Origin of the sequence: Streptomyces sp. NPDC058678 (genome assembly GCF_042714835.1) — a bacterium.
Classification (GTDB): domain Bacteria; phylum Actinomycetota; class Actinomycetes; order Streptomycetales; family Streptomycetaceae; genus Streptomyces.
Genome location: NZ_JBHXSG010000015.1, coordinates 1 through 17,652 on the forward strand (window position 1 = coordinate 1; position 17,652 = coordinate 17,652).

General features: G+C 70.6%; 16 protein-coding genes and 1 pseudogene. 7 read left to right on the forward strand and 10 right to left on the reverse strand.

All coding sequences use genetic code 11. From position 1 onward, the window contains the following. Positions 1 to 48: 48 nt before the first annotated feature. From ACFWWR_RS16030 to ACFWWR_RS16040, 3 genes are all read right to left on the reverse strand, one after another. Positions 49 to 1,488 (reverse strand): cation:dicarboxylate symporter family transporter, encoded by a 1,440-nt coding sequence (locus ACFWWR_RS16030; protein ID WP_383876653.1) that lies wholly within the window; start codon positions 1,486 to 1,488, stop codon positions 49 to 51. 172 nt (positions 1,489 to 1,660) lie between these two features. After that, positions 1,661 to 3,283 carry a peptide-N4-asparagine amidase gene (locus ACFWWR_RS16035; RefSeq protein ID WP_384303724.1) on the reverse strand — a complete coding sequence of 541 codons (1,623 nt, stop codon included), beginning with the start codon at positions 3,281 to 3,283 and terminating at the stop codon, positions 1,661 to 1,663. 57 nt (positions 3,284 to 3,340) lie between these two features. Further along, on the reverse strand, positions 3,341 to 4,090 hold the full coding sequence (locus ACFWWR_RS16040; RefSeq protein ID WP_384303727.1) for a L,D-transpeptidase family protein: 750 nt from the start codon (positions 4,088 to 4,090) through the stop codon (positions 3,341 to 3,343). A 190-nt stretch (positions 4,091 to 4,280) separates the two neighbouring features. Here ACFWWR_RS16040 and ACFWWR_RS16045 point away from each other — a divergent pair, with 190 nt between their 5' ends. The 4 genes from ACFWWR_RS16045 to ACFWWR_RS16060 all read left to right on the forward strand — a co-directional run bounded on the left by ACFWWR_RS16045 (position 4,281) and on the right by ACFWWR_RS16060 (position 8,920). After that, entirely contained in the window at positions 4,281 to 6,077 is a 1,797-nt protein-coding gene (locus tag ACFWWR_RS16045) for an ABC transporter transmembrane domain-containing protein (RefSeq protein WP_383876647.1), read from the forward strand. After that, positions 6,074 to 7,855: an ABC transporter ATP-binding protein gene (locus ACFWWR_RS16050; RefSeq protein WP_384303730.1), complete on the forward strand. Its 1,782-nt coding sequence runs from the start codon at positions 6,074 to 6,076 to the stop codon at positions 7,853 to 7,855. Before ACFWWR_RS16045 ends, ACFWWR_RS16050 begins: the two co-directional genes overlap by 4 nt. A 288-nt stretch (positions 7,856 to 8,143) precedes the next feature. Then, positions 8,144 to 8,614, forward strand: a complete 471-nt coding sequence (locus ACFWWR_RS16055; protein WP_383876641.1) for a DUF5709 domain-containing protein — start codon at positions 8,144 to 8,146, stop codon at positions 8,612 to 8,614. 54 nt (positions 8,615 to 8,668) lie between these two features. Beyond that, complete coding sequence (locus ACFWWR_RS16060) at positions 8,669 to 8,920, forward strand: type B 50S ribosomal protein L31 (protein WP_383876640.1); 252 nt, start codon at positions 8,669 to 8,671, stop codon at positions 8,918 to 8,920. Positions 8,921 to 9,195: 275 nt separating this feature from the next. Here ACFWWR_RS16060 and ACFWWR_RS16065 read toward each other — a convergent pair whose 3' ends face one another. Further along, entirely contained in the window at positions 9,196 to 9,990 is a 795-nt protein-coding gene (locus tag ACFWWR_RS16065) for a metal-dependent hydrolase (RefSeq protein WP_383876638.1), read from the reverse strand. 145 nt (positions 9,991 to 10,135) lie between these two features. On the opposite strand from ACFWWR_RS16065, the gene ACFWWR_RS16070 reads away from it, so the two are divergent. Continuing rightward, positions 10,136 to 12,649: a DUF3516 domain-containing protein gene (locus ACFWWR_RS16070; protein ID WP_383876636.1), complete on the forward strand. Its 2,514-nt coding sequence runs from the start codon at positions 10,136 to 10,138 to the stop codon at positions 12,647 to 12,649. A 19-nt stretch (positions 12,650 to 12,668) separates the two neighbouring features. Continuing rightward, positions 12,669 to 13,535, forward strand: coding sequence for an acyl-CoA thioesterase (locus ACFWWR_RS16075; RefSeq protein ID WP_383876634.1), 867 nt, complete (start codon positions 12,669 to 12,671; stop codon positions 13,533 to 13,535). On the opposite strand, the gene ACFWWR_RS16080 is transcribed toward ACFWWR_RS16075, so the two are convergent. Both ACFWWR_RS16080 and ACFWWR_RS16085 read right to left on the reverse strand, forming a co-directional pair. Continuing rightward, positions 13,522 to 14,535 (reverse strand): DUF6397 family protein, encoded by a 1,014-nt coding sequence (locus tag ACFWWR_RS16080; protein ID WP_383876632.1) that lies wholly within the window; start codon positions 14,533 to 14,535, stop codon positions 13,522 to 13,524. The two genes, ACFWWR_RS16075 and ACFWWR_RS16080, sit on opposite strands and share 14 nt — an antisense overlap. 126 nt (positions 14,536 to 14,661) lie before the next feature. Next, positions 14,662 to 15,075 carry a roadblock/LC7 domain-containing protein gene (locus tag ACFWWR_RS16085; RefSeq protein WP_383876630.1) on the reverse strand — a complete coding sequence of 138 codons (414 nt, stop codon included), beginning with the start codon at positions 15,073 to 15,075 and terminating at the stop codon, positions 14,662 to 14,664. Positions 15,076 to 15,169: 94 nt separating this feature from the next. Between ACFWWR_RS16085 and ACFWWR_RS16090 the strand changes: the two genes are divergently transcribed. After that, positions 15,170 to 15,598: a PPOX class F420-dependent oxidoreductase gene (locus ACFWWR_RS16090; RefSeq protein ID WP_383876628.1), complete on the forward strand. Its 429-nt coding sequence runs from the start codon at positions 15,170 to 15,172 to the stop codon at positions 15,596 to 15,598. A gap of 13 nt (positions 15,599 to 15,611) precedes the next feature. Here the strand turns inward: ACFWWR_RS16090 and ACFWWR_RS16095 are convergent, their stop codons facing one another. From ACFWWR_RS16095 to ACFWWR_RS16110, 4 genes and pseudogenes are all read right to left on the reverse strand, one after another. Further along, the gene (locus ACFWWR_RS16095; RefSeq protein ID WP_383876625.1) at positions 15,612 to 16,217 is read right to left on the reverse strand and encodes an ATP/GTP-binding protein; all 606 of its coding nucleotides are present in this window, start codon (positions 16,215 to 16,217) and stop codon (positions 15,612 to 15,614) included. 186 nt (positions 16,218 to 16,403) lie between these two features. Continuing rightward, the gene (locus ACFWWR_RS16100) at positions 16,404 to 16,814 is read right to left on the reverse strand and encodes a DUF742 domain-containing protein (RefSeq protein ID WP_383876622.1); all 411 of its coding nucleotides are present in this window, start codon (positions 16,812 to 16,814) and stop codon (positions 16,404 to 16,406) included. A 22-nt stretch (positions 16,815 to 16,836) separates the two neighbouring features. Beyond that, positions 16,837 to 17,274, reverse strand: a complete 438-nt coding sequence (locus ACFWWR_RS16105) for a roadblock/LC7 domain-containing protein (RefSeq protein WP_383876620.1) — start codon at positions 17,272 to 17,274, stop codon at positions 16,837 to 16,839. Continuing rightward, positions 17,271 to 17,652: pseudogene (locus tag ACFWWR_RS16110) on the reverse strand (ATPase); the annotation flags it as partial. The pseudogene ACFWWR_RS16110 and the gene ACFWWR_RS16105, both read right to left, overlap by 4 nt.

The following is a 17,652-nucleotide window of genomic DNA, read 5'->3' on the forward strand; positions in this document are numbered from 1 at the left end:
GCTCCGAACTGCTGGAGCGGCGGCCGCGGCCTTGGGGTGCTGCTGTCGTCAACCGGCCTCGGGGGCCGGCTCCTTGGACGACTGCGCGGGTACGGCAGAGAGCCGCTCCTCGGCGGCGGCCTCTTCGGTGGCGTCCGTGGGCTCGCTCTCCTTGCCCGGTGCGGTCGGCACGGTCTCGTCGTCGTCCGCCGTCGGCGCGATCTCGCCGTCCAGGACCCTCTTCGCCTTGTCGGCATCCAGCGCGCCCTCCCAGCGGGAGACCGCGAAGACGGCGACACAGTTGCCGAGCAGGTTCGTCACGACGCGCATCGAGTCCATGATGCGGTCCACACCGAGCAGCAGAGCGACGGCGCCGGCCGGGATGGCCCCCAGCGAGGAGGCCGTCGCGGACAGGGCGAGGAAGGCCGATCCCGGAATGCCGGCCATGCCCTTGCTGGTCAGCATGAGCACGAGGACCACGGTGATCTGCTGGCCGAGGCTCAGGTCCACGCCGACGGCCTGGGCGATGAACAGCGTGCCGATGGACAGGTAGAGCGAGGCTCCGTCGAGGTTGAAGGAGTAACCCGTCGGCAGCACCAAACCGACCGCGTCGTCGCGGGCCCCGGCCTTGCGCAGCTTCTGCATCACGCGCGGCATGACGGACTCGGTGGAGGCGGTGCCGAGCGCGAGGAGTATCTCCTCGCGGATGTAGCGGACGAACTTCCAGAGGCTGAGCCCGGTGACCGCCTTGAGGGCGACGGCGAGCAGCACGATGAAGAGCGCGGCGGCCACGTAGCACAGGATGATCAGCTTGGCGTACGTCTCGATCACGCCGAGCCCGTACTGGCCGATCAGGACGGCCATCGCACCGAACACCGCGATCGGGGCGAGCCGCATGATGAAGCCGACGACCGCGAAGATGATCTCCTGGGCCTGTTCGACGGCGGGCAGGACCTGCGGCACCTTGGTGTGCCCGAGGTGCAGCAGCGCGGCGCCCACCAGACAGGCCAGGATGAGCACTTGCAGCAGCGAGTTCTCGGCGAAGGCGCCGATGAAGCTGGTGGGAATCGCGTTCACGACGAACTCGGTGGTCGAGGGCAGCGAGCCGCCGCCCGTCTTCGCGTCCACCGCGGAGGTGTTGAGCGTGGACGGGTCGACGTTCATCCCCGAGCCGGGCTGGACGAGGTTGGCGGCGACGAGACCGATGATCAGGGCGAGGGTGCTCGCGACCTCGAACCAGATCAGCGCCTTGAGCCCGATCCGGCCGAACGCCTTGAGGTCACCGGCCTTGGCGATGCCGACGACGACCACACAGAACACCAGCGGCGAGATGATCGTCTTGATGAGCCGTGTGAAACCGTCGCCGAGCGGCTGGAGATCCGTGGCCACGTCGGGCCACAGCTTCCCGACGACGATTCCGAGCACGAGCGCGCAGGCGACCTGCGCGAAAAGAGAGGTACGCAGTATGCGTGCGACACGTCGCGGCAGGGACGGGACGGACGGCGGCACGGGCACTCCTTGAGGGGGGACGGTGATCCACAGAAACCGGGGACAGGACTTCTGCGATACGGAAAGCGGTTTCCGTGCCGATCACTCTGAAGGCGACGTTGATCGCCCACAAGACCTCCGTGTTGCCGCCGCGTAAATCACGCCACCTGTGACGCATCGCACACAACTCTTCTCAGCAGCCTCGGTGATCCTCGGTGAGCACCCCCTGAACGGTGGTCAGCGAGCGGTCGTAGCACCCGCTGGACCCGCGGATCCGGTAGCGCTCACCCGTCGTGCCGACCGCGTGCCGCTGGTCACGCGGCACGTTCACCGTGTACGTCGCGTCGCCCGCGTAGGTGTTGTCGAGGCGGGACCACTTGGTGCGCCGGCCGCCCACCCACTCGGTCACCGCGGCACGGTCACCGAGGGTCAGCACCGTGCGCAGCCGGTCGGCCGCGCCCAGCGTGGTCGTGCCGTCCATCGTGTAGGTCCGGCGCGTCTGCGTCGTACGAGCCGGTCCGCGTCCGTCGACGGTGACCGACTCGTCGTCCGTCCACGTGGCACCCAGACCGTCCGTGGTCTCGCCCTCGGTCCAGCGATGCGTGGAGGTGTTCGCGACGGAGCGGCTGACGGTGGTCGTCACCCTGCCGTGCGAGGTGTCGACGTATCCGGCGACGGTCAGCCGGTGGTCACCCTCGGTGTCCACCCGGTGCTCCGTCCCGGGCGTGTACGTCGAGGAGTCCGCGAGGTCACCGGCCTTGTGCGCGGTGAGCTTCCCGGTGACGTGCGCGCTCTTCGCGTCCTGCCAGACGAGGACGTTCACGGGAAGGCTCCAGCCGCTCTGCCCCTCGGGCACGCCGACGACGGCGACCTCGACGCGGTGCGGGTGGCCGTCGTTGAGGAGGCCGGCGAAGGGCGTCAGGTCGTATTCGATCGGCTTGATGTCGAAGGCGCGCGGTCCCGGAACGACGTACCAGAGGAAGGGGTTGGACCAGCCGCCGGTCCACACGGTCGGGAACGGGGCGGCGATGCCCGCGAGTCGCCCGTCGACCTTGATCTGCACCTCGCGGTAGGGGCCGCCGTCGGCCTGGCAGGAGTACGGGGCCTCGTCGGGGACCGTCAGGTACCAGTACTCCTCACAGCCGCCGCCGGAGCCGGTCGCGTACACCTCGGCGAGGATGCGTTCGCTGTTGCGCGGGGTGGTGAGGGCGGACCGGTCGTCGAGGGTCAGAACCTGGTCCGGCGTGGCGGCCGGCCTGCCCGCGTAGAACGTCAGGGTGACCTTGACGTCGATGATCCCGGTGTACGTGTCGTCGACGACGTTCCCGATGAGCATCTCGACGTCCTGACTGCCGCGGAGGGTGTCGCTGTAGCGCGTGACGTCCTTCTCGACGGACCATTCGATGCCGTCGGGCGAGGGCTGGGGCGTGGACGTACGGAAGATCTCGACCCCGCCCAGGTGCAGATGTCCGAGCCGGTCGAACTGCCGTCCCTTGACCTTGCCGTCCATGCGCAGCACGACCTTGCTCCAGCGGTCGCCGCAGCCGTTCGGTGGCGTGTACGTGCCTTTGTAGGGGGTGAAGTCGCGGAACTGGGCTTCGGCGACGGTGACCTGGCAGGACTTTCCGGCGGGCTCGGTGACGGGTGGGGCGGCCGTGATGGGGTCGTGCCAGTCGCTGCCGAACTCGGCGGGAACTTCGGCGGATGGGGCCGGGGCGGTACCGGCCTCCGCGGCAGGCGCGGGTGTCGCCCCGAGGAGGGTGCTCGCCAGGAGGGTTGCTCCGGCGAACATGGACATGATGATCCGTCTCTTCATGGCCGGAGTTCTACGGCGAGTCGGGCATCCCCCGCAATGAGGCCTCCCGCATGAGCACTACCTCTTGAGGTCGCCCCTGTCCCCCATCACCACCACGGGATGCCGGTCCGGGTCGAGCGTCCGCAGCAGATACCGCATCGCCGGCTTCGACAGGCTGACGCAGGCAGACGTACCGCCGCCGTGGTCGAGGTGCAGCCAGATCCCGCCACCCTTGGAGCTGCCTTGGGGACGGACCGGATCGTTCGGCGGGGTGCCTCTGACGCGGTTGTAGTCGATGGCGATGACGTAGTCGAAGTCGTGCCAGTACGACTTCGACCACCAGCGCGGGGCCGCGAACGCATCGGACCGCGTGTACGGAAGCCCGGCCCCCGGGTCCGGCAGCACGCCGCCCGCGTCGCTGAGCGTGAACACACCGACGGGGCTGCGGTCGTCGTCCTCGTGGTGGTCGGTGGTCCAGCCCTGCTTGCCGTTGTGCGCCGGCCAGCTGCGGGTGCGGTCCCACGCGGAGCCGTGCTTCGTGTACAGCACGACCACGGCGTCCGCGGAGTCCTTGCCTTCGCCGTAGACCGCCACGACCTGGCGGGAGTCGGCGGGGATACGCCGCTGCAGCCGGTCACCGACGTCGGGGATGCGGGTCGTGCGGGTCGGGTCGGCGCCGGCCGGGTGGGTCGGTGCGGCCTTCCCGACGGAGCCCCCGTCCCCTCCGCCGCTCGGCTCGGCACTCCCGCACGCGGACATCACCGCCAGAACCAACCCACCGATCGCCGACGCCACCGCCGCACGCCCCGCACCGCTGCCCTTCCGCATCGCCCCATGGTCCCACCACCGCAGGGAGCCGGTTCTGCGCACAGGCAGCCGGTCCGCACCGGTAGCCGGTTCTGTGCACCGGAGCGAAAAACCGGTTGCCCCCGACCACGTCGCGACGCGAACCTTTCACGGTTTGCTGCCGCCGTTCGCGGCTTCCCTCCACCCCCCTGACACGAGCCACTGGGACGTCATGCAGATCCAAGACCTTCCGTATCCCGATCCGGGTGTGCCCGACGCGCGCTCGGGTCCCCGATTCCTGTGGTGGCTCTTCCGGAATCAGCTGGGAGGCCAGCTCAAGTCGCTGGCATGGGGACTGCTGCACTTCGTGTCCGTCTCCGCGCTGCCGTTCTGTGTAGGTCTCGCCATCCAGGCCGTCGTCGACCACTCCGGCCGGCGGCTCGCTCTCGCGGGCGGGCTGCTGGCGCTGTGCTGCGCCGGGCAGGCGATCGGCGACACCTTCCTGCACCGCACCGCCGTCACCAACTGGATCACGGCGGCCGCCCGAGTCCAGCAACTGCTGGCCCACAAGGCCGCCCAGTTGGGCTCGGCACTGACCCGGCGGGTCGCGGCCGGCGAGGTCGTGGCCGTCTCCACGGGCGACGTCGAGAAGATCGGCTGGTTCGTCGAGGCCTGGTCACGGTTCACCGCGGCGGCGGTCACCGTCGTGCTGGTCTGCGTCGGCCTGGTCGTCTACGAACCCGCGCTCGGCGTGGTCGTCGCCGTGGGCCTGCCGGTACTGGCGCTGTCGGTACTGCCGCTGCTGCCCCGCGCGACCCGGCGCGCCGACTTCCAGCGTGAGAAGTCCGGACGGGCCACCGAACTCGCATCGGACACCGTCGCCGGTCTGCGTGTGCTGCGCGGCATCGGCGGCGAGGAACTCTTCCTCGACCGCTACCGCCGTGCCTCCCAGGAGGTCCGCCACGCGGCCGTGCGCAGCGCCCGGATGTGGGCCCTGATCTCCGCGATCCAGGTCCTGCTGCCGGGGCTGCTGATGGTGGCGGTCGTCTGGTACGGCGTCCGTCTGGCCCGCGAGGGCCGCATCGGCGTCGGCGAACTGGTCACCGTCTACAGCTCGGTCATGGTCCTCACCTATCCCTTGCGCCACTTCGAAGAGATCGCGATGGCCTACTCCTTCTCGCGCCCGTCGGCCACACGGGCCGCGCGTGTGCTGTCGCTGGAGCGGGCGACCGACACGGTGGGGTCGCGCGCCGCCGAGGTGCCTTCCGGTGATCTGTACGACCCGGCGACCGGTCTGCTCGCGCCGTCCGGCCGGTTCACCGCGGTGGTCTGCGGTGACCCGGACGCGGCGGGGAGCCTGGCCGAACGGCTGGGCGGACACCCTTCGGAGGAGGGCGCGTCGGTACTGCTGGGCGGAGTGCCTCTCGACGAGCTCCCGCTCGACTCCGCACGGACGGCCGTCCTCGTCCAGGACAAGGACCCGGTCCTGCTGTCCGGTTCCCTGCGCGAGTTGCTCGACGTGCCCGCGTCGGGTGACGTGGGCGCCGCGCAGGCACTGGCGGCCGCGCAGTGCGGGGACGTGCTGACCGCCCTGGTCCAGGGCTCGCTCGGCGCCGAGGATCCGATGGACGCCCGCATCACCGAACGCGGACGCTCCCTGTCCGGCGGCCAGCGCCAGCGGCTCGCCCTGGCCCGGTCGCTGCTCACCGACCCGGAGGTACTCGTCCTGGACGAGCCGACCTCCGCCGTCGACTCGCACACCGAGGCACGGATCGCGGAGAGCGTGCGCGAGCTGCGGGCAGGGCGCACAACCGTGATGTTCACGTCCTCGCCCCTGCTTCTCGACCGCGCGGACCGGGTCGTCCTGGTGCACGAGGGCGAGGTCGTGGCGGTCGGCGTGCATCGCGAACTCGTGCACCAGGACCCCCGGTACCGGGCGGTCGTGACCCGCGAGACCGACGAAGAGGCCGCCCTCAGCGGCGTACTCGATGAGCTCGACGAACTGGAAGAAATCGAGGAGACAGCATGATCGGCGTGGCGCCACCGGCGTACGACCCGGCGGCCCCGACGACAGCGAACACGCTGCCCGTCGGAGCCTCCGCGACCGTACGCGCCTACGTGGCCGAACTGTTCCGCCGACACCGCCGCGCCTTCCTGCTCCTCATCACCGTCAACACGGTCGCCGTGCTGGCCTCGATGGTCGGACCGTGGCTGCTGGGCGGCCTCGTGGAGCGGCTTTCGGAAGGCGCGCGGGAACTCCATCTGGGGCTCACCGCCACGCTGTTCGTGGCCGCGCTCGTCGTCCAGGCAGTGTTCGTGCGCGAGGTGCGGCTGCGCGGCGCGATGCTCGGCGAGCGGATGCTGGCCGACCTGCGCGAGGACTTCCTCGTGCGGTCGGTCGGGCTGCCGCCGGGCGTCCTGGAGCGGGCCGGGACCGGCGACCTGCTGTCCCGGATCACGACGGACATCGACCGGCTCGGCAACGCGATGCGCGAGGCCGTGCCGCAGCTGGCGATCGGCGTGGTGTGGACGGCCCTGCTGCTGGGCGGGCTGGTGATCACGGCACCGCCGCTGGCGGCCGCCGTGCTGCTCGCCCTTCCGCTGCTGGTCGTCGGCTGCCGCTGGTACTTCCGGCGGGCGCCGTCCGCCTACCGTTCGGAGGCCGCCGGGTACGCCACCGTGGCAGCCGCGCTCGCCGAGACCGTGGACGCCGGGCGCACCATCGAGGCGCACCGGCTCGCCCACCGCCGTATCGAACTGTCGGAACGCCGGATCAAGGAGTGGACCGCCTGGGAGCGCTACACGCTGTGGCTGCGGTCGGTGCTCTTCCCCGTCATCAACGTCACCCATGTGACCGTGCTCGGTTCGGTTCTGATGATCGGCGGGGTGTTCGCCCTGCGGGGCTGGATCGACGTCGGTCAGCTGACGACCGGCGCGCTCATCGCGCAGATGCTCGTCGACCCGGTGAACCTGATTCTGCGCTGGTTCGACGAGCTCCAGGTCGCCGAGGTGTCGCTGGCCCGGCTGGTCGGCGTACGGGACATCGAGCCCGATGCAGGGGATGCCACGGTGGCCCCCGAGGGGCGGAACGTGCACGCGGACCGGGTGCACTTCGGCTACGTCGAGGGCGTGGACGTGCTGCGCAAGGTCTCCCTCGAGGTGGCGCCCGGCACCCGGCTGGCCCTGGTCGGCCCCTCGGGCGCGGGCAAGTCCACGCTGGGCAGGCTGCTCGCCGGCGTCTACGCGCCCCGGGACGGCCGGATCACCCTCGGCGGCGCCGAACTCTCCCGGATGCCCGCGGAACGGGTCCGCGAGCACGTGGCCCTCGTCAACCAGGAACACCACGTCTTCGTGGGGGCCCTGCGCGACAACCTGCTGCTCGCGCGGACCGATGCCGACGACGCCGAGCTGTGGGCGGCGCTCGGTGCGGTCGACGCCGACGGCTGGGCTCGTGCGCTCGACGACGGTCTGGACACCGAGGTCGGATCGGGCGGTCTGGCGCTCACTCCTGCCCAGGCCCAGCAGATCGCGCTGGCCCGCCTGGTGCTGGCCGACCCGCACACGCTGGTCCTGGACGAGGCGACCTCCCTCCTCGACCCGCGCGCGGCCCGTCACCTGGAACGCTCCCTCGCCCGTGTCCTCGACGGCCGCACGGTGATCGCCATCGCGCACCGCCTGCACACCGCTCACGACGCGGACGTCATCGCCGTGGTCGAGAACGGCCGCATCAGCGAGCTGGGCAGCCACGACGAGCTGGTCACCGCGGACGGTGCGTACGCGGCGCTGTGGCGGTCCTGGCACGGGTGAGCGGGTGCCCCGCCCGCACCGCGGCCGCGGTGCGGGCGGGCCGATCCGTGCGGGTACGTCCCCCTGCGGGCTGTGGGGAGGCCGGTCCGGGGTGAGCCGCCCGCGGGCCGTCGTGTCCGTGGCGTTGCGCGGTGCCGAAAAGGGGTGGAAGGCTGGAAACCGGCACCGACTCGGGGAACGCCCGGGGTGCACGCGGTTCGCCGGCGCGCGCCGCGTGTGGCCCGTACGCCCGTGGTCGGCCGCCGACCGCGGGGAGGACGCGCCCGCCCTCATCACCTGGAGGTACCCGTGAACAGCGACGACGGATGGGGGGACGACGTCTACCAGCCCGACGGGTCCGAGATCCAGGACGACGCGGGACTGCTCGACGCGGAGGACACCCTGGACAACGACGGGGTCGCCGACCCCCTCGACCGGGGCTGGTCCCCTCCGGAGCGGCCCTGGGCGGTGGAGCACAGCGGCGTGACGGCCGCCGAGCGCCGGCAGGGCGAGACGCTGGACCAGCGGCTCGCCGAGGAGCTGCCCGATCCCGCCGCCCCCGAGGACGACGGCATCGGCGACTGCGAGGGCACCGACGGGGAACCCCTCGACAACGAGGTCGGCTCGGCCCGCTCCGGCCGCCTCGTGGCACCCGACGAAGGAGCACACGAGGACGAGGAGAGCGCGCTGGTCGCCACGGACGTGGGCATCGACGGTGCGGCGGCCTCCGCCGAGGAGGCCGCGATGCACATCGTCGACGAGGAGACCCTGCCCGGCTGATCCCGCCGCCCCCGCGTCCTCGGACGCCTCACCGACGCCGTAGAAGGAGCATCCATGCAGCAGGACAAGCAGCCCGACTACCACGAGGTCGTCTTCCGGGACCGCGCCGCGGGCTACGCCTTCCTGACCAGGTCCACCGCGGCCAGCGACCAGACCATCGAATGGGACGACGGCAAGACGTACCCGGTGGTGGACGTGGAGATCTCCTCGGAGAGCCATCCCTTCTACACGGGCAAGGCGCGGACGGTGGACACCGAGGGCCGCATCGCCCAGTTCGATCGGCGCTACGGGGGCCAGGCGGGCTGAGACCGCCCCGGCGGACCGGCCAGGCCGTGTGCGGACGCGGTACTGGCCGGCTGCGAAGCCGGCGGGATGCGAACCCGCGGACGAGACGGGCAGGCCCGCCCGGTCTCCGTCAGTCGGCCTGAGAAGGGCCTCGCTCACGCCGATCGCCATGGTCCGCTCTGCCACGGCTCCGCAACCTGCGCGAACTGCGCGGTCCCGCTTCGGGCAGGGCAGAGACAATGCCCGGCCCAGTGCGAGCCATCTGTCCGGAGCGCCGCGCGGGTCGGCCCCGCCCCTCAGATGAAGTTGAGCGCCGCCGCGCAGCCCACTCCCCCGAGCAGCATGAACGCCGGCATCAGCACCTTCAGCTCGACCCAGCTGCCGGCCCTGAACCGCATGAACTTCGGCGGGCCGATCGGGTACCAGCGCTTGCGGCCCAGTGGGATCGGCCACAGGACCGGGCAGCCGGAGACGGTCAGCGCGTCCCCGATGTCGTGCACCAGTGCGCCCAGCACGATCGGCAGACCGAGCCACAGGTACTCCTGGCCCGGCGCCGTGAACAGCCAGTCCGAGCCATTGCCCGTCTTGTCCAGGATGCCGGCGAGGATCCATGAGCTCGTCGCGGCCAGCAGCCAGACCAGGACGTCGGCGCTGGAGCCCCGGGTCGCCCGCCACAGCAGGCCCTCGATGGCCAGCACCACGTGCACGAACAGGATCGCCAGCACCGCCCAGCGCCCGCCGGTGATCGCCGCCATCGAGGCGCCCGCGCCGATCAGCACGGCCCACAGCCAGGTGTGCGTGAGCGTGCGGTGCCCACCGGAGCGGCGCGGGTCGCCCTGCTTCTTGGTGGCCTTGTAGACGGCGTAGGAAAGCTTGTCGACGATCTCGCACAGCCCGCGGGAGACCGGTCCGAAGGCGCGCGAGATGGTGGCGGCCTTGTGGTCGAGGTCCGGGGCGAGCGCGGCGCCGGCGCATATCAGCGCTCCGACCAGGAGGACCGGCCAGGGCATGGTGTGTCCCGTCGCGGCCGCCGCGGCACCGACGCCGAGCCAGGCCGCGGCCCCGGAGAGTGAGTGTGCTGGTCCCATCATCGCCCCTGCCCGCCCCATTCCTCGTGTGCCGCTGTCCAGTTGACCGGGCGCGCTGACGCTCCGTCGCCGACACAGCGTAGCGTTCGCGATCTTCGTACCCGCATCCGATTCCCCTGTAAGGGAGGAGGGCAGGCAAGATGGGTGGGTGACCCTCATCGATCAGCTGCCGCCGACCGCCGACCCCGACGCCCTCTACGACGCTTTCGAGTCGTGGGCAAAGGAGCGCGGTCTCACGCTCTACCCGCACCAGGAGGAGGCTCTGATCGAAGCGGTCTCCGGTGCGAACGTGATCGTGTCGACGCCCACCGGCTCCGGCAAGAGCATGATCGCGGCGGGCGCCCACTTCGCCGCGCTGGCCCGTGACGAGGTCACCTTCTACACGGCTCCGATCAAGGCGCTCGTCTCGGAGAAGTTCTTCGAGCTGTGCAAGATGTTCGGCACCGAGAACGTCGGCATGCTGACCGGCGACGCGTCCGTCAACGCCGACGCCCCCGTCATCTGCTGCACCGCCGAGGTGCTCGCCTCGATCGCCCTGCGCGACGGCAAGCGCGCGGACGTCGGCCAGGTCGTCATGGACGAGTTCCACTTCTACGCCGAGACGGACCGCGGCTGGGCCTGGCAGATCCCGATCCTGGAACTTCCGCAGGCGCAGTTCATCCTGATGTCGGCCACCCTCGGCGACGTCGCGATGTTCGAGAAGGACCTCACCCGCCGCACCGGCCGGCCGACGTCGGTCGTCCGCTCGGCCACCCGCCCGGTGCCGCTCTCCTACGACTACCGGCTCACTCCGCTCACGGAGACGCTGACCGAGCTGCTGGAGACCAAGCAGGCGCCGGTCTACATCGTGCACTTCACCCAGGCGCAGGCCGTGGAGCGGGCGCAGGCCCTGATGAGCATCAACATGTGCACCCGCGAGGAGAAGGACCAGATCGCCGATCTGATCGGCAACTTCCGCTTCACCACCAAGTTCGGCCGCAGCCTCTCCCGCTTCGTACGGCACGGCATCGGTGTCCACCACGCGGGCATGCTGCCCAAGTACCGCCGACTGGTGGAGAAGCTCGCGCAGGCCGGCCTGCTGAAGGTCATCTGCGGTACGGACACGCTCGGCGTGGGCGTCAACGTGCCCATCCGCACCGTGCTGTTCACGGCGCTGGCCAAGTACGACGGCACTCGCGTACGCACGCTGCGCGCCCGTGAGTTCCACCAGATCGCCGGCCGCGCCGGGCGCGCGGGCTTCGACACGGCGGGCTACGTCGTCGCGCAGGCTCCCGAGCACGTGGTGGAGAACGAGAAGGCGCTCGCCAAGGCGGGCGACGACCCGAAGAAGCGCCGGAAAGTCGTCCGCAAGAAGGCGCCCGAGGGCTTCGTCGGGTGGACGGACAGCACCTTCGAGAAGCTCATCACCTCCGACCCGGAGCCGCTGACGTCCCGTTTCCGGGTGACGCACACCATGCTCCTGTCGGTGATCGCCCGGCCCGGCAACGCCTTCGAGGCGATGCGGCACCTCCTGGAGGACAACCACGAGCCGCGCAAGCAGCAGCTGCGGCACATCCGGCGGGCGATCGCCATCTACCGCTCGCTGCTGGACGGCGGCATCGTCGAGAAACTCGACACGCCGGACGCCGAGGGTCGCATCGTCCGCCTCACGGTCGACCTTCAGCAGGACTTCGCGCTCAACCAGCCGCTGTCCACCTTCGCGCTCGCCGCGTTCGAGCTCCTGGACCCGGAGTCGCCGTCCTACGCCCTGGACATGGTGTCCGTCGTGGAGTCCACGCTCGACGACCCGCGGCAGATCCTCGCCGCCCAGCAGAACAAGGCGCGCGGCGAGGCCGTGGCCGCGATGAAGTCGGACGGCGTCGAGTACGAGGAGCGCATGGAGCGGCTCCAGGACGTCACGTACCCGAAGCCCCTGGAGGAGTTGCTCTTCCACGCGTACGACACGTACCGCAAGAGCCATCCCTGGGTGGGCGACCATCCCCTGTCCCCCAAGTCCGTCATCCGTGACATGTACGAACGGGCGATGTCCTTCACGGAGTTGGTGTCCCACTACGAGCTGGCCCGCACCGAGGGCATCGTGCTGCGCTACCTCGCCAGCGCCTACAAGGCCCTGGACCACACCGTCCCGGACGACCTCAAGTCCGAGGACCTTCAGGACCTGATCGAGTGGCTCGGCGAGATGGTCCGCCAGGTGGACTCCAGCCTGCTGGACGAGTGGGAGCAGCTCGCCAACCCGGAGGAGATGACCGCCGAGGAGGCCCAGGAGAAGGCCGACCAGGTCAAGCCGGTCACCGCCAACGCCCGCGCCTTCCGCGTCCTGGTCCGCAACGCCATGTTCCGCCGCGTCGAGCTCGCCGCCCTCGACCAGGTGGAGCAGCTCGGCGAGCTGGACGCCGAGACCGGCTGGGACGCCGACGCCTGGGGCGAGGCGATGGACAAGTACTGGGACGAGCACGACGATCTCGGCACCGGTCCCGACGCCCGCGGCCCCAAGCTGTTGATGATCGAGGAGGAGCCGCAGAACGGTCTGTGGCGCGTGCGCCAGATCTTCGACGACCCGAACGACGATCATGACTGGGGCATCAGCGCGGAGGTCGACCTCTCGGCCTCCGACGCCGAAGGCCGTGCGATCGTCCGCGTCACCGACGTCGGCCAGCTGTGAGCACAGGAGAATTGCACCCATGACGAACCCGGCCGTGCGACTTGTCGACCTGCTCGATCTGGAGCAGATCGAGGTCAACATCTTCCGTGGGCTCAGCCCGAACGAATCCCTCCAGCGGGTCTTCGGCGGCCAGGTGGCCGGCCAGGCACTGGTCGCCGCCGGCCGCACCACGGAGGGCGACCGCCCGGTGCACTCGCTGCACGCGTACTTCCTGCGCCCCGGACGGCCGGGCGTGCCGATCGTGTACCAGGTCGAACGGGTGCGGGACGGGCGGTCGTTCACGACCCGTAGGGTCACCGCGGTGCAGCAGGGTCGCACGATCTTCAATCTCACCGCCTCCTTTCACAAGCCTGAGCAAGGGAGCTTCGAGCACCAGCTGCCGCCGGCCCGCAAGGTTCCGGATCCGGATTCCCTGCCGACGGTCACGGACGAGATCCGGGAGCATCTGGGCTCGCTGCCCGAGCAGTTGGAGCGCATGGCCCGTCGCCAGCCCTTCGACATCCGCTACGTGGACCGGCTGCGCTGGACCATCGAGGAGGTCAAGGACGCCGAGCCGCGCAGCGCGGTGTGGATGCGCGCGGTCGGACCGCTCGGCGACGACCCGCTCGTACACACCTGCGCGCTGACCTACGCCAGCGACATGACCCTCCTGGACGCCGTCCGCATCCCGGTCGAGCCTCTGTGGGGTCCGCGGGGGTTCGACATGGCGTCGCTGGACCATGCCATGTGGTTCCACCGGCCGTTTCGCGCGGACGAGTGGTTCCTGTACGACCAGGAGTCGCCGATCGCCACCGGCGGACGCGGTCTGGCCCGTGGCCGGATCTACGACGTGGAAGGGCGCCTGCTCGTGTCGGTCGTCCAGGAAGGGCTGTTCAGGGCCTTGTAGGCCGTTCGACCACGACCGGCCGCTCACGCCTCGCAGGTCGTTCACGCCTCGCAGGCCGTTCATGCCTGGCAGGTCGTTCACACCTGGCAGGCCGGGGGTTGCCGCGGCGGAGCCAACCCAGCAGTTTGCGGGGCGGCTGCGGCCGCGGTTCCCCTGGCGGGAGCGAGTCGTGGTGCGCGGCCACAGGGGCTTGGTGCGTCACGCGGGCCTGCTTCGTCGCCGGGCGCGGTGCCGGCCGGTGTTCCCGTGCTTCCTCCAGGGCTCGGACCAGGTCCGCTTTCAGCCAGCCGATCTCGTCCGGGGCGTCCGCCGTCATGATCCGCTCGGCGAGGTGCGCGGCGGGAGAGCCCGGTGCGCCGTGGGCGGGCGGCCTCGGCCTGAAGCGGTTCAGATGGGAGCGCTCGTAGGGATCGGTGACGAGTCCCGCGATCTGGAGAGGGTCGAGGAAAGCGGCCACGGCCCCGGCCTGCTCCCACGGGTCGCCGGCCTGCCGGAGCAGGAAGCCCAGGTGGCGTCCGCGCCAGTTACGAGCACGCAGATCCAGGCCGGCGTCCAGCTGGTCGCGCAGTCCCTCGGGCATGCGCGCCGTCAGGATCCGAGTGTTCTTCTCGTCGGCCGCGAACTCCCGTAGCTCCTCGGCCGGATACCGCCAGACCACGGCTCGATAGCGGTTCAGGTAGAAAGAAACCGGCACCACCAGGCCCAGGCGTGCCAGGCGCGTGAACCTTCCTGGGGACACCTCCATGACGGCCGCCCCCTCCGTGGTGCCCACCGCCTCCACACGAGCCCGAAGGAACTTTGGGAAGTCCTCGTGCGCACAGAGCCGGTCGATCTCGGAACGGGTCACACGAGGGCCCCCGCCCCCTTCGTCCGGCACGGTCTGGATGTACCCGAGGTGGACGGCGAGGTCGAACTCGCCTCGTTTGAGCCCCAGTTCCCGGGCGGCGCGACTCGGCGCGCAGGAAAGACGGTGCGATGTGGTGATGGTGTCGACAGGCATGGTCGATCTCCCCCGTGGAGACGATTGCTCACGCTGTGTGCGCTCGCCGTGACAAAAACCGTAGCCGGTCGGACGGACATCACGGCGAGCCTGTGGATAACTCCACGAAGGGGTCGAATGTGCAGGTCAGAGGCGCTCTTCCGGGCTTCGCTCGGGCTGTCGGACGTCCACGCCGAGGTGCTCGCCGACCCGGTTGACGAGGAGCGTCATCTCGTAGGCGATCTGCCCGATGTCCGCCTCCGCCCCGCTGAGCACGCACAGACAGCTGCCGGTGCCCGCCGCGGTGACGAACAGCACCGCGTCGTCGAACTCGACCATCGTCTGCCGCACCCGGCCGGCGCCGAAGTGCCGTCCCGAGCCCTTGGCCAGGCTGTGCAGTCCGGACGAGACGGCGGCCAGGTGCTCCGCGTCCTCGCGGCGAAGTCCCGTGCTCGCGCCGGTCACCAGCCCGTCGTTGGACAGGACCAAGGCGTGCCGCACGTGTTCGACGCGCTCGGTCAAGTCGTCCAACAGCCAGCCAAGTCCCTGGTTCTGCCCCATGTTTCCCGTCTCCCCGTGTGACGTCTCCTCCTCGCCGGAGGATCTCTCCGCCAGCCTTCCCCACCACCGGCGCCGGGGCAAGGAGGATAGGGGCATGGCACAGAAGATGACCGACGTGGAATGGCGGGAGTTCGTCTCGTACGGCACCCGCACCGGAAAGCTGTCGACCGTGCGGGCCGACGGGAGCCCACACCTGACGCCGATCTGGTTCCTGCTGGACGGGGACGAGGTCGTGTTCAACACCGCGAAGAGCAGCGTGAAGGGGCGCAATCTGGCCAGGGACGGCCGGGTCGCCCTGTGCGTGGACGACGACCGGCCGCCCTTCGACTTCGTGGTGATACAGGGCCGCGCCCAGCTTTCGGAGGACCTCGACGAACTCCGCCACTGGGCCGGGCGCATCGGGGCGCGGTACATGGGCGAGGAACGGGCTGAGGAGTTCGGCACGCGCAACGGCGTACCGGGCGAACTCCTCGTCCGTGTCTCGATCGACAAGGTCCTGGCGCAGAAGGCCGTCGCCGACTGAGACGACGCCGGGATCAGCTGACCGAGTCGAGCAGCCGGGCGGTGTGCATCCGCCCGGCGTACTCGACCAGCCGGATCAGCACCTCCTTTCCCGAATCACGGTCACGGGCGTCGCAGAGCACGACGGGTGTGCCCTGGTCGAGGTCGAGAGCGCGCGAGACGTCCTGGGCACCGTAGGTCCGGGCGTCCGCGAAGCAGTTGACGGCGACCACGAACGGGATGTGCCGGTGCTCGAAGTAGTCGACCGCGGGGAAGCAGTCCTCCAGTCGGCGGGTGTCGGCGAGGACCACGGCCCCCAGGGCGCCCTGCGACAGCTCGTCCCACAGGAACCAGAAGCGGTCCTGGCCCGGCGTGCCGAAGAGGTAGAGGGACAGGCCGGAGCGGATGGTGATGCGGCCGAAGTCCATGGCGACCGTCGTGGTGACCTTCTGGTCCACGCCGTCGGTGTCGTCCACCAACTGACCTGCCTCACTGAGCAGTTCCTCCGTGCGCAGCGGCCGGATCTCGCTGACCGCGCCCACCAGGGTGGTCTTGCCCACGCCGAACCCACCGGCGACCAGTATCTTCAGCGCCAGCGCGGCCGTCTCGCCGTCCTGGGCGTCAAAGTCATCGGAGACCATCGCTCACTTCTCTCGGGAGGGCCGGCAAACGGTTGACGTCAACGGGTGTGCGCATGGTGACAACTGGGGCTTCTTTCCGAGGATGGGACCGCTGTTTGCCCGGTCTGACCGACCCGCGCCTGCTTCTTTGCCGGAATGGCCGAACAGGTCGGCGCGGTGCGAGTCGGGGCGGTTCTCGACTTTCATCTACAACGCTCGCAGTCCCTCGATCACCTCGCGCAGGATCCGTTCGTCGGGCAGCTGCGCGGGCGGCACCGGGCGGCTGACGGTCACGCAGCCGAGTTCGAGCAGGTCGCCGAGGAGCACCCGGACCACGCCCACGGGCAGGTCGGCGCCGGCGGCGAGTTCCGCGACCGACTGCGTCTCCGGACGGCACAGGTCGATCAGGGCCCGGTGCTCCGGTCCCAGCGCGGTGTCGTCGAAGCCGGGCGCGCCGGCGTCCAGCGTGACGAGGGCGATCAGGTCGAATCGCACTCCGGTGGGGCCGGGTTTGGTGCGTCCGCCCGTCATCGCGTACGGCCGGACGAGCGGCCCGGCCTCGCCGTCGTACCACTGGCTGCCCTGCTCCCGCGGGGCGCCCGTCATGTCCTCGGTCATCTGTGTGGACCGCCTTCTCGCCTCATCCGGCGGCGGGGGGCCGCGCGCCGACGCGGGTAGGCGTGTACAGGTGCTCGCCGACGCGCTTGACCAGTAGCGCCATCTCATAGGCGACGAGGCCTATGTCGGCGGTCACGGCGGTGAGGACGGCAAGGCAGGAGCCGTCGCCCGCGGCGGCGACGAACAGGAATCCGTCGTCCATCTCCACCATGGTCTGGCGCACGCCTCCGGCGCCGAAGTGCCGGCCCGCGCCCTTGGCGAGGCTGTGGAAGCCGGAGGCGACGGCGGCGAGGTGTTCGGCGTCCTCACGCCGGAGGTCGGTGGACGCGCCCACGGCGAGCCCGTCGTTGGACAGCACCACGGCGTGTCGTACCGCGCTCACGCGCACCACCAAGTCGTCCAGCAGCCAGTCCAGTTCGCCGGACCGCTGTGCGGCTCTCATGCTCGGGTCCTGGATCATTCGGGGTCTCCTTCGCTGCTGCTGTCACTGCCGGCCGGGGAATCCGGGGCGTCACCACGGCCGGGCTGCCTGCCGCCGCCGCGGGCCCAGCCCTCGCGGTACGCCGCCATGCGGTCGCGTACGAGTTCGGGGGTGCGTTGGTCGTCGCTCGGGGCGGCGGACGCCTGGGCGGGCTCCTCGGAGCGCCGCTCGCGCAGTTGAGGGGCGAGGTTCGCCTGCCGTACCCGGCGCGGGAGGTCGTCCGAGTCCTCGGCGGCGTCGTCCGGCGGACGGTGCAGGCGCAAGGCGGTGACTCCGGGGGGTGGGGTGTCGGGGGTGGGCCGGGGCCCCCCCCGGGCCGGGGGCGGGGGCGGGGGCGGTGGCGGGGGGGGGAGGGTC

Coding starts and splice junctions, on each gene's coding strand:
- ACFWWR_RS16035 (WP_384303724.1), bottom strand. CDS start 3,283: ATGAAGAGACGGATCATCATGTCCATGTTCGCCGGAGCAACCCTCCTG.
- ACFWWR_RS16040 (WP_384303727.1), bottom strand. CDS start 4,090: ATGCGGAAGGGCAGCGGTGCGGGGCGTGCGGCGGTGGCGTCGGCGATC.
- ACFWWR_RS16045 (WP_383876647.1), top strand. CDS start 4,281: ATGCAGATCCAAGACCTTCCGTATCCCGATCCGGGTGTGCCCGACGCG.
- ACFWWR_RS16050 (WP_384303730.1), top strand. CDS start 6,074: ATGATCGGCGTGGCGCCACCGGCGTACGACCCGGCGGCCCCGACGACA.
- ACFWWR_RS16060 (WP_383876640.1), top strand. CDS start 8,669: ATGCAGCAGGACAAGCAGCCCGACTACCACGAGGTCGTCTTCCGGGAC.
- ACFWWR_RS16065 (WP_383876638.1), bottom strand. CDS start 9,990: ATGATGGGACCAGCACACTCACTCTCCGGGGCCGCGGCCTGGCTCGGC.
- ACFWWR_RS16075 (WP_383876634.1), top strand. CDS start 12,669: ATGACGAACCCGGCCGTGCGACTTGTCGACCTGCTCGATCTGGAGCAG.
- ACFWWR_RS16080 (WP_383876632.1), bottom strand. CDS start 14,535: ATGCCTGTCGACACCATCACCACATCGCACCGTCTTTCCTGCGCGCCG.
- ACFWWR_RS16085 (WP_383876630.1), bottom strand. CDS start 15,075: ATGGGGCAGAACCAGGGACTTGGCTGGCTGTTGGACGACTTGACCGAG.
- ACFWWR_RS16090 (WP_383876628.1), top strand. CDS start 15,170: ATGGCACAGAAGATGACCGACGTGGAATGGCGGGAGTTCGTCTCGTAC.
- ACFWWR_RS16095 (WP_383876625.1), bottom strand. CDS start 16,217: ATGGTCTCCGATGACTTTGACGCCCAGGACGGCGAGACGGCCGCGCTG.
- ACFWWR_RS16100 (WP_383876622.1), bottom strand. CDS start 16,814: ATGACCGAGGACATGACGGGCGCCCCGCGGGAGCAGGGCAGCCAGTGG.
- ACFWWR_RS16105 (WP_383876620.1), bottom strand. CDS start 17,274: ATGATCCAGGACCCGAGCATGAGAGCCGCACAGCGGTCCGGCGAACTG.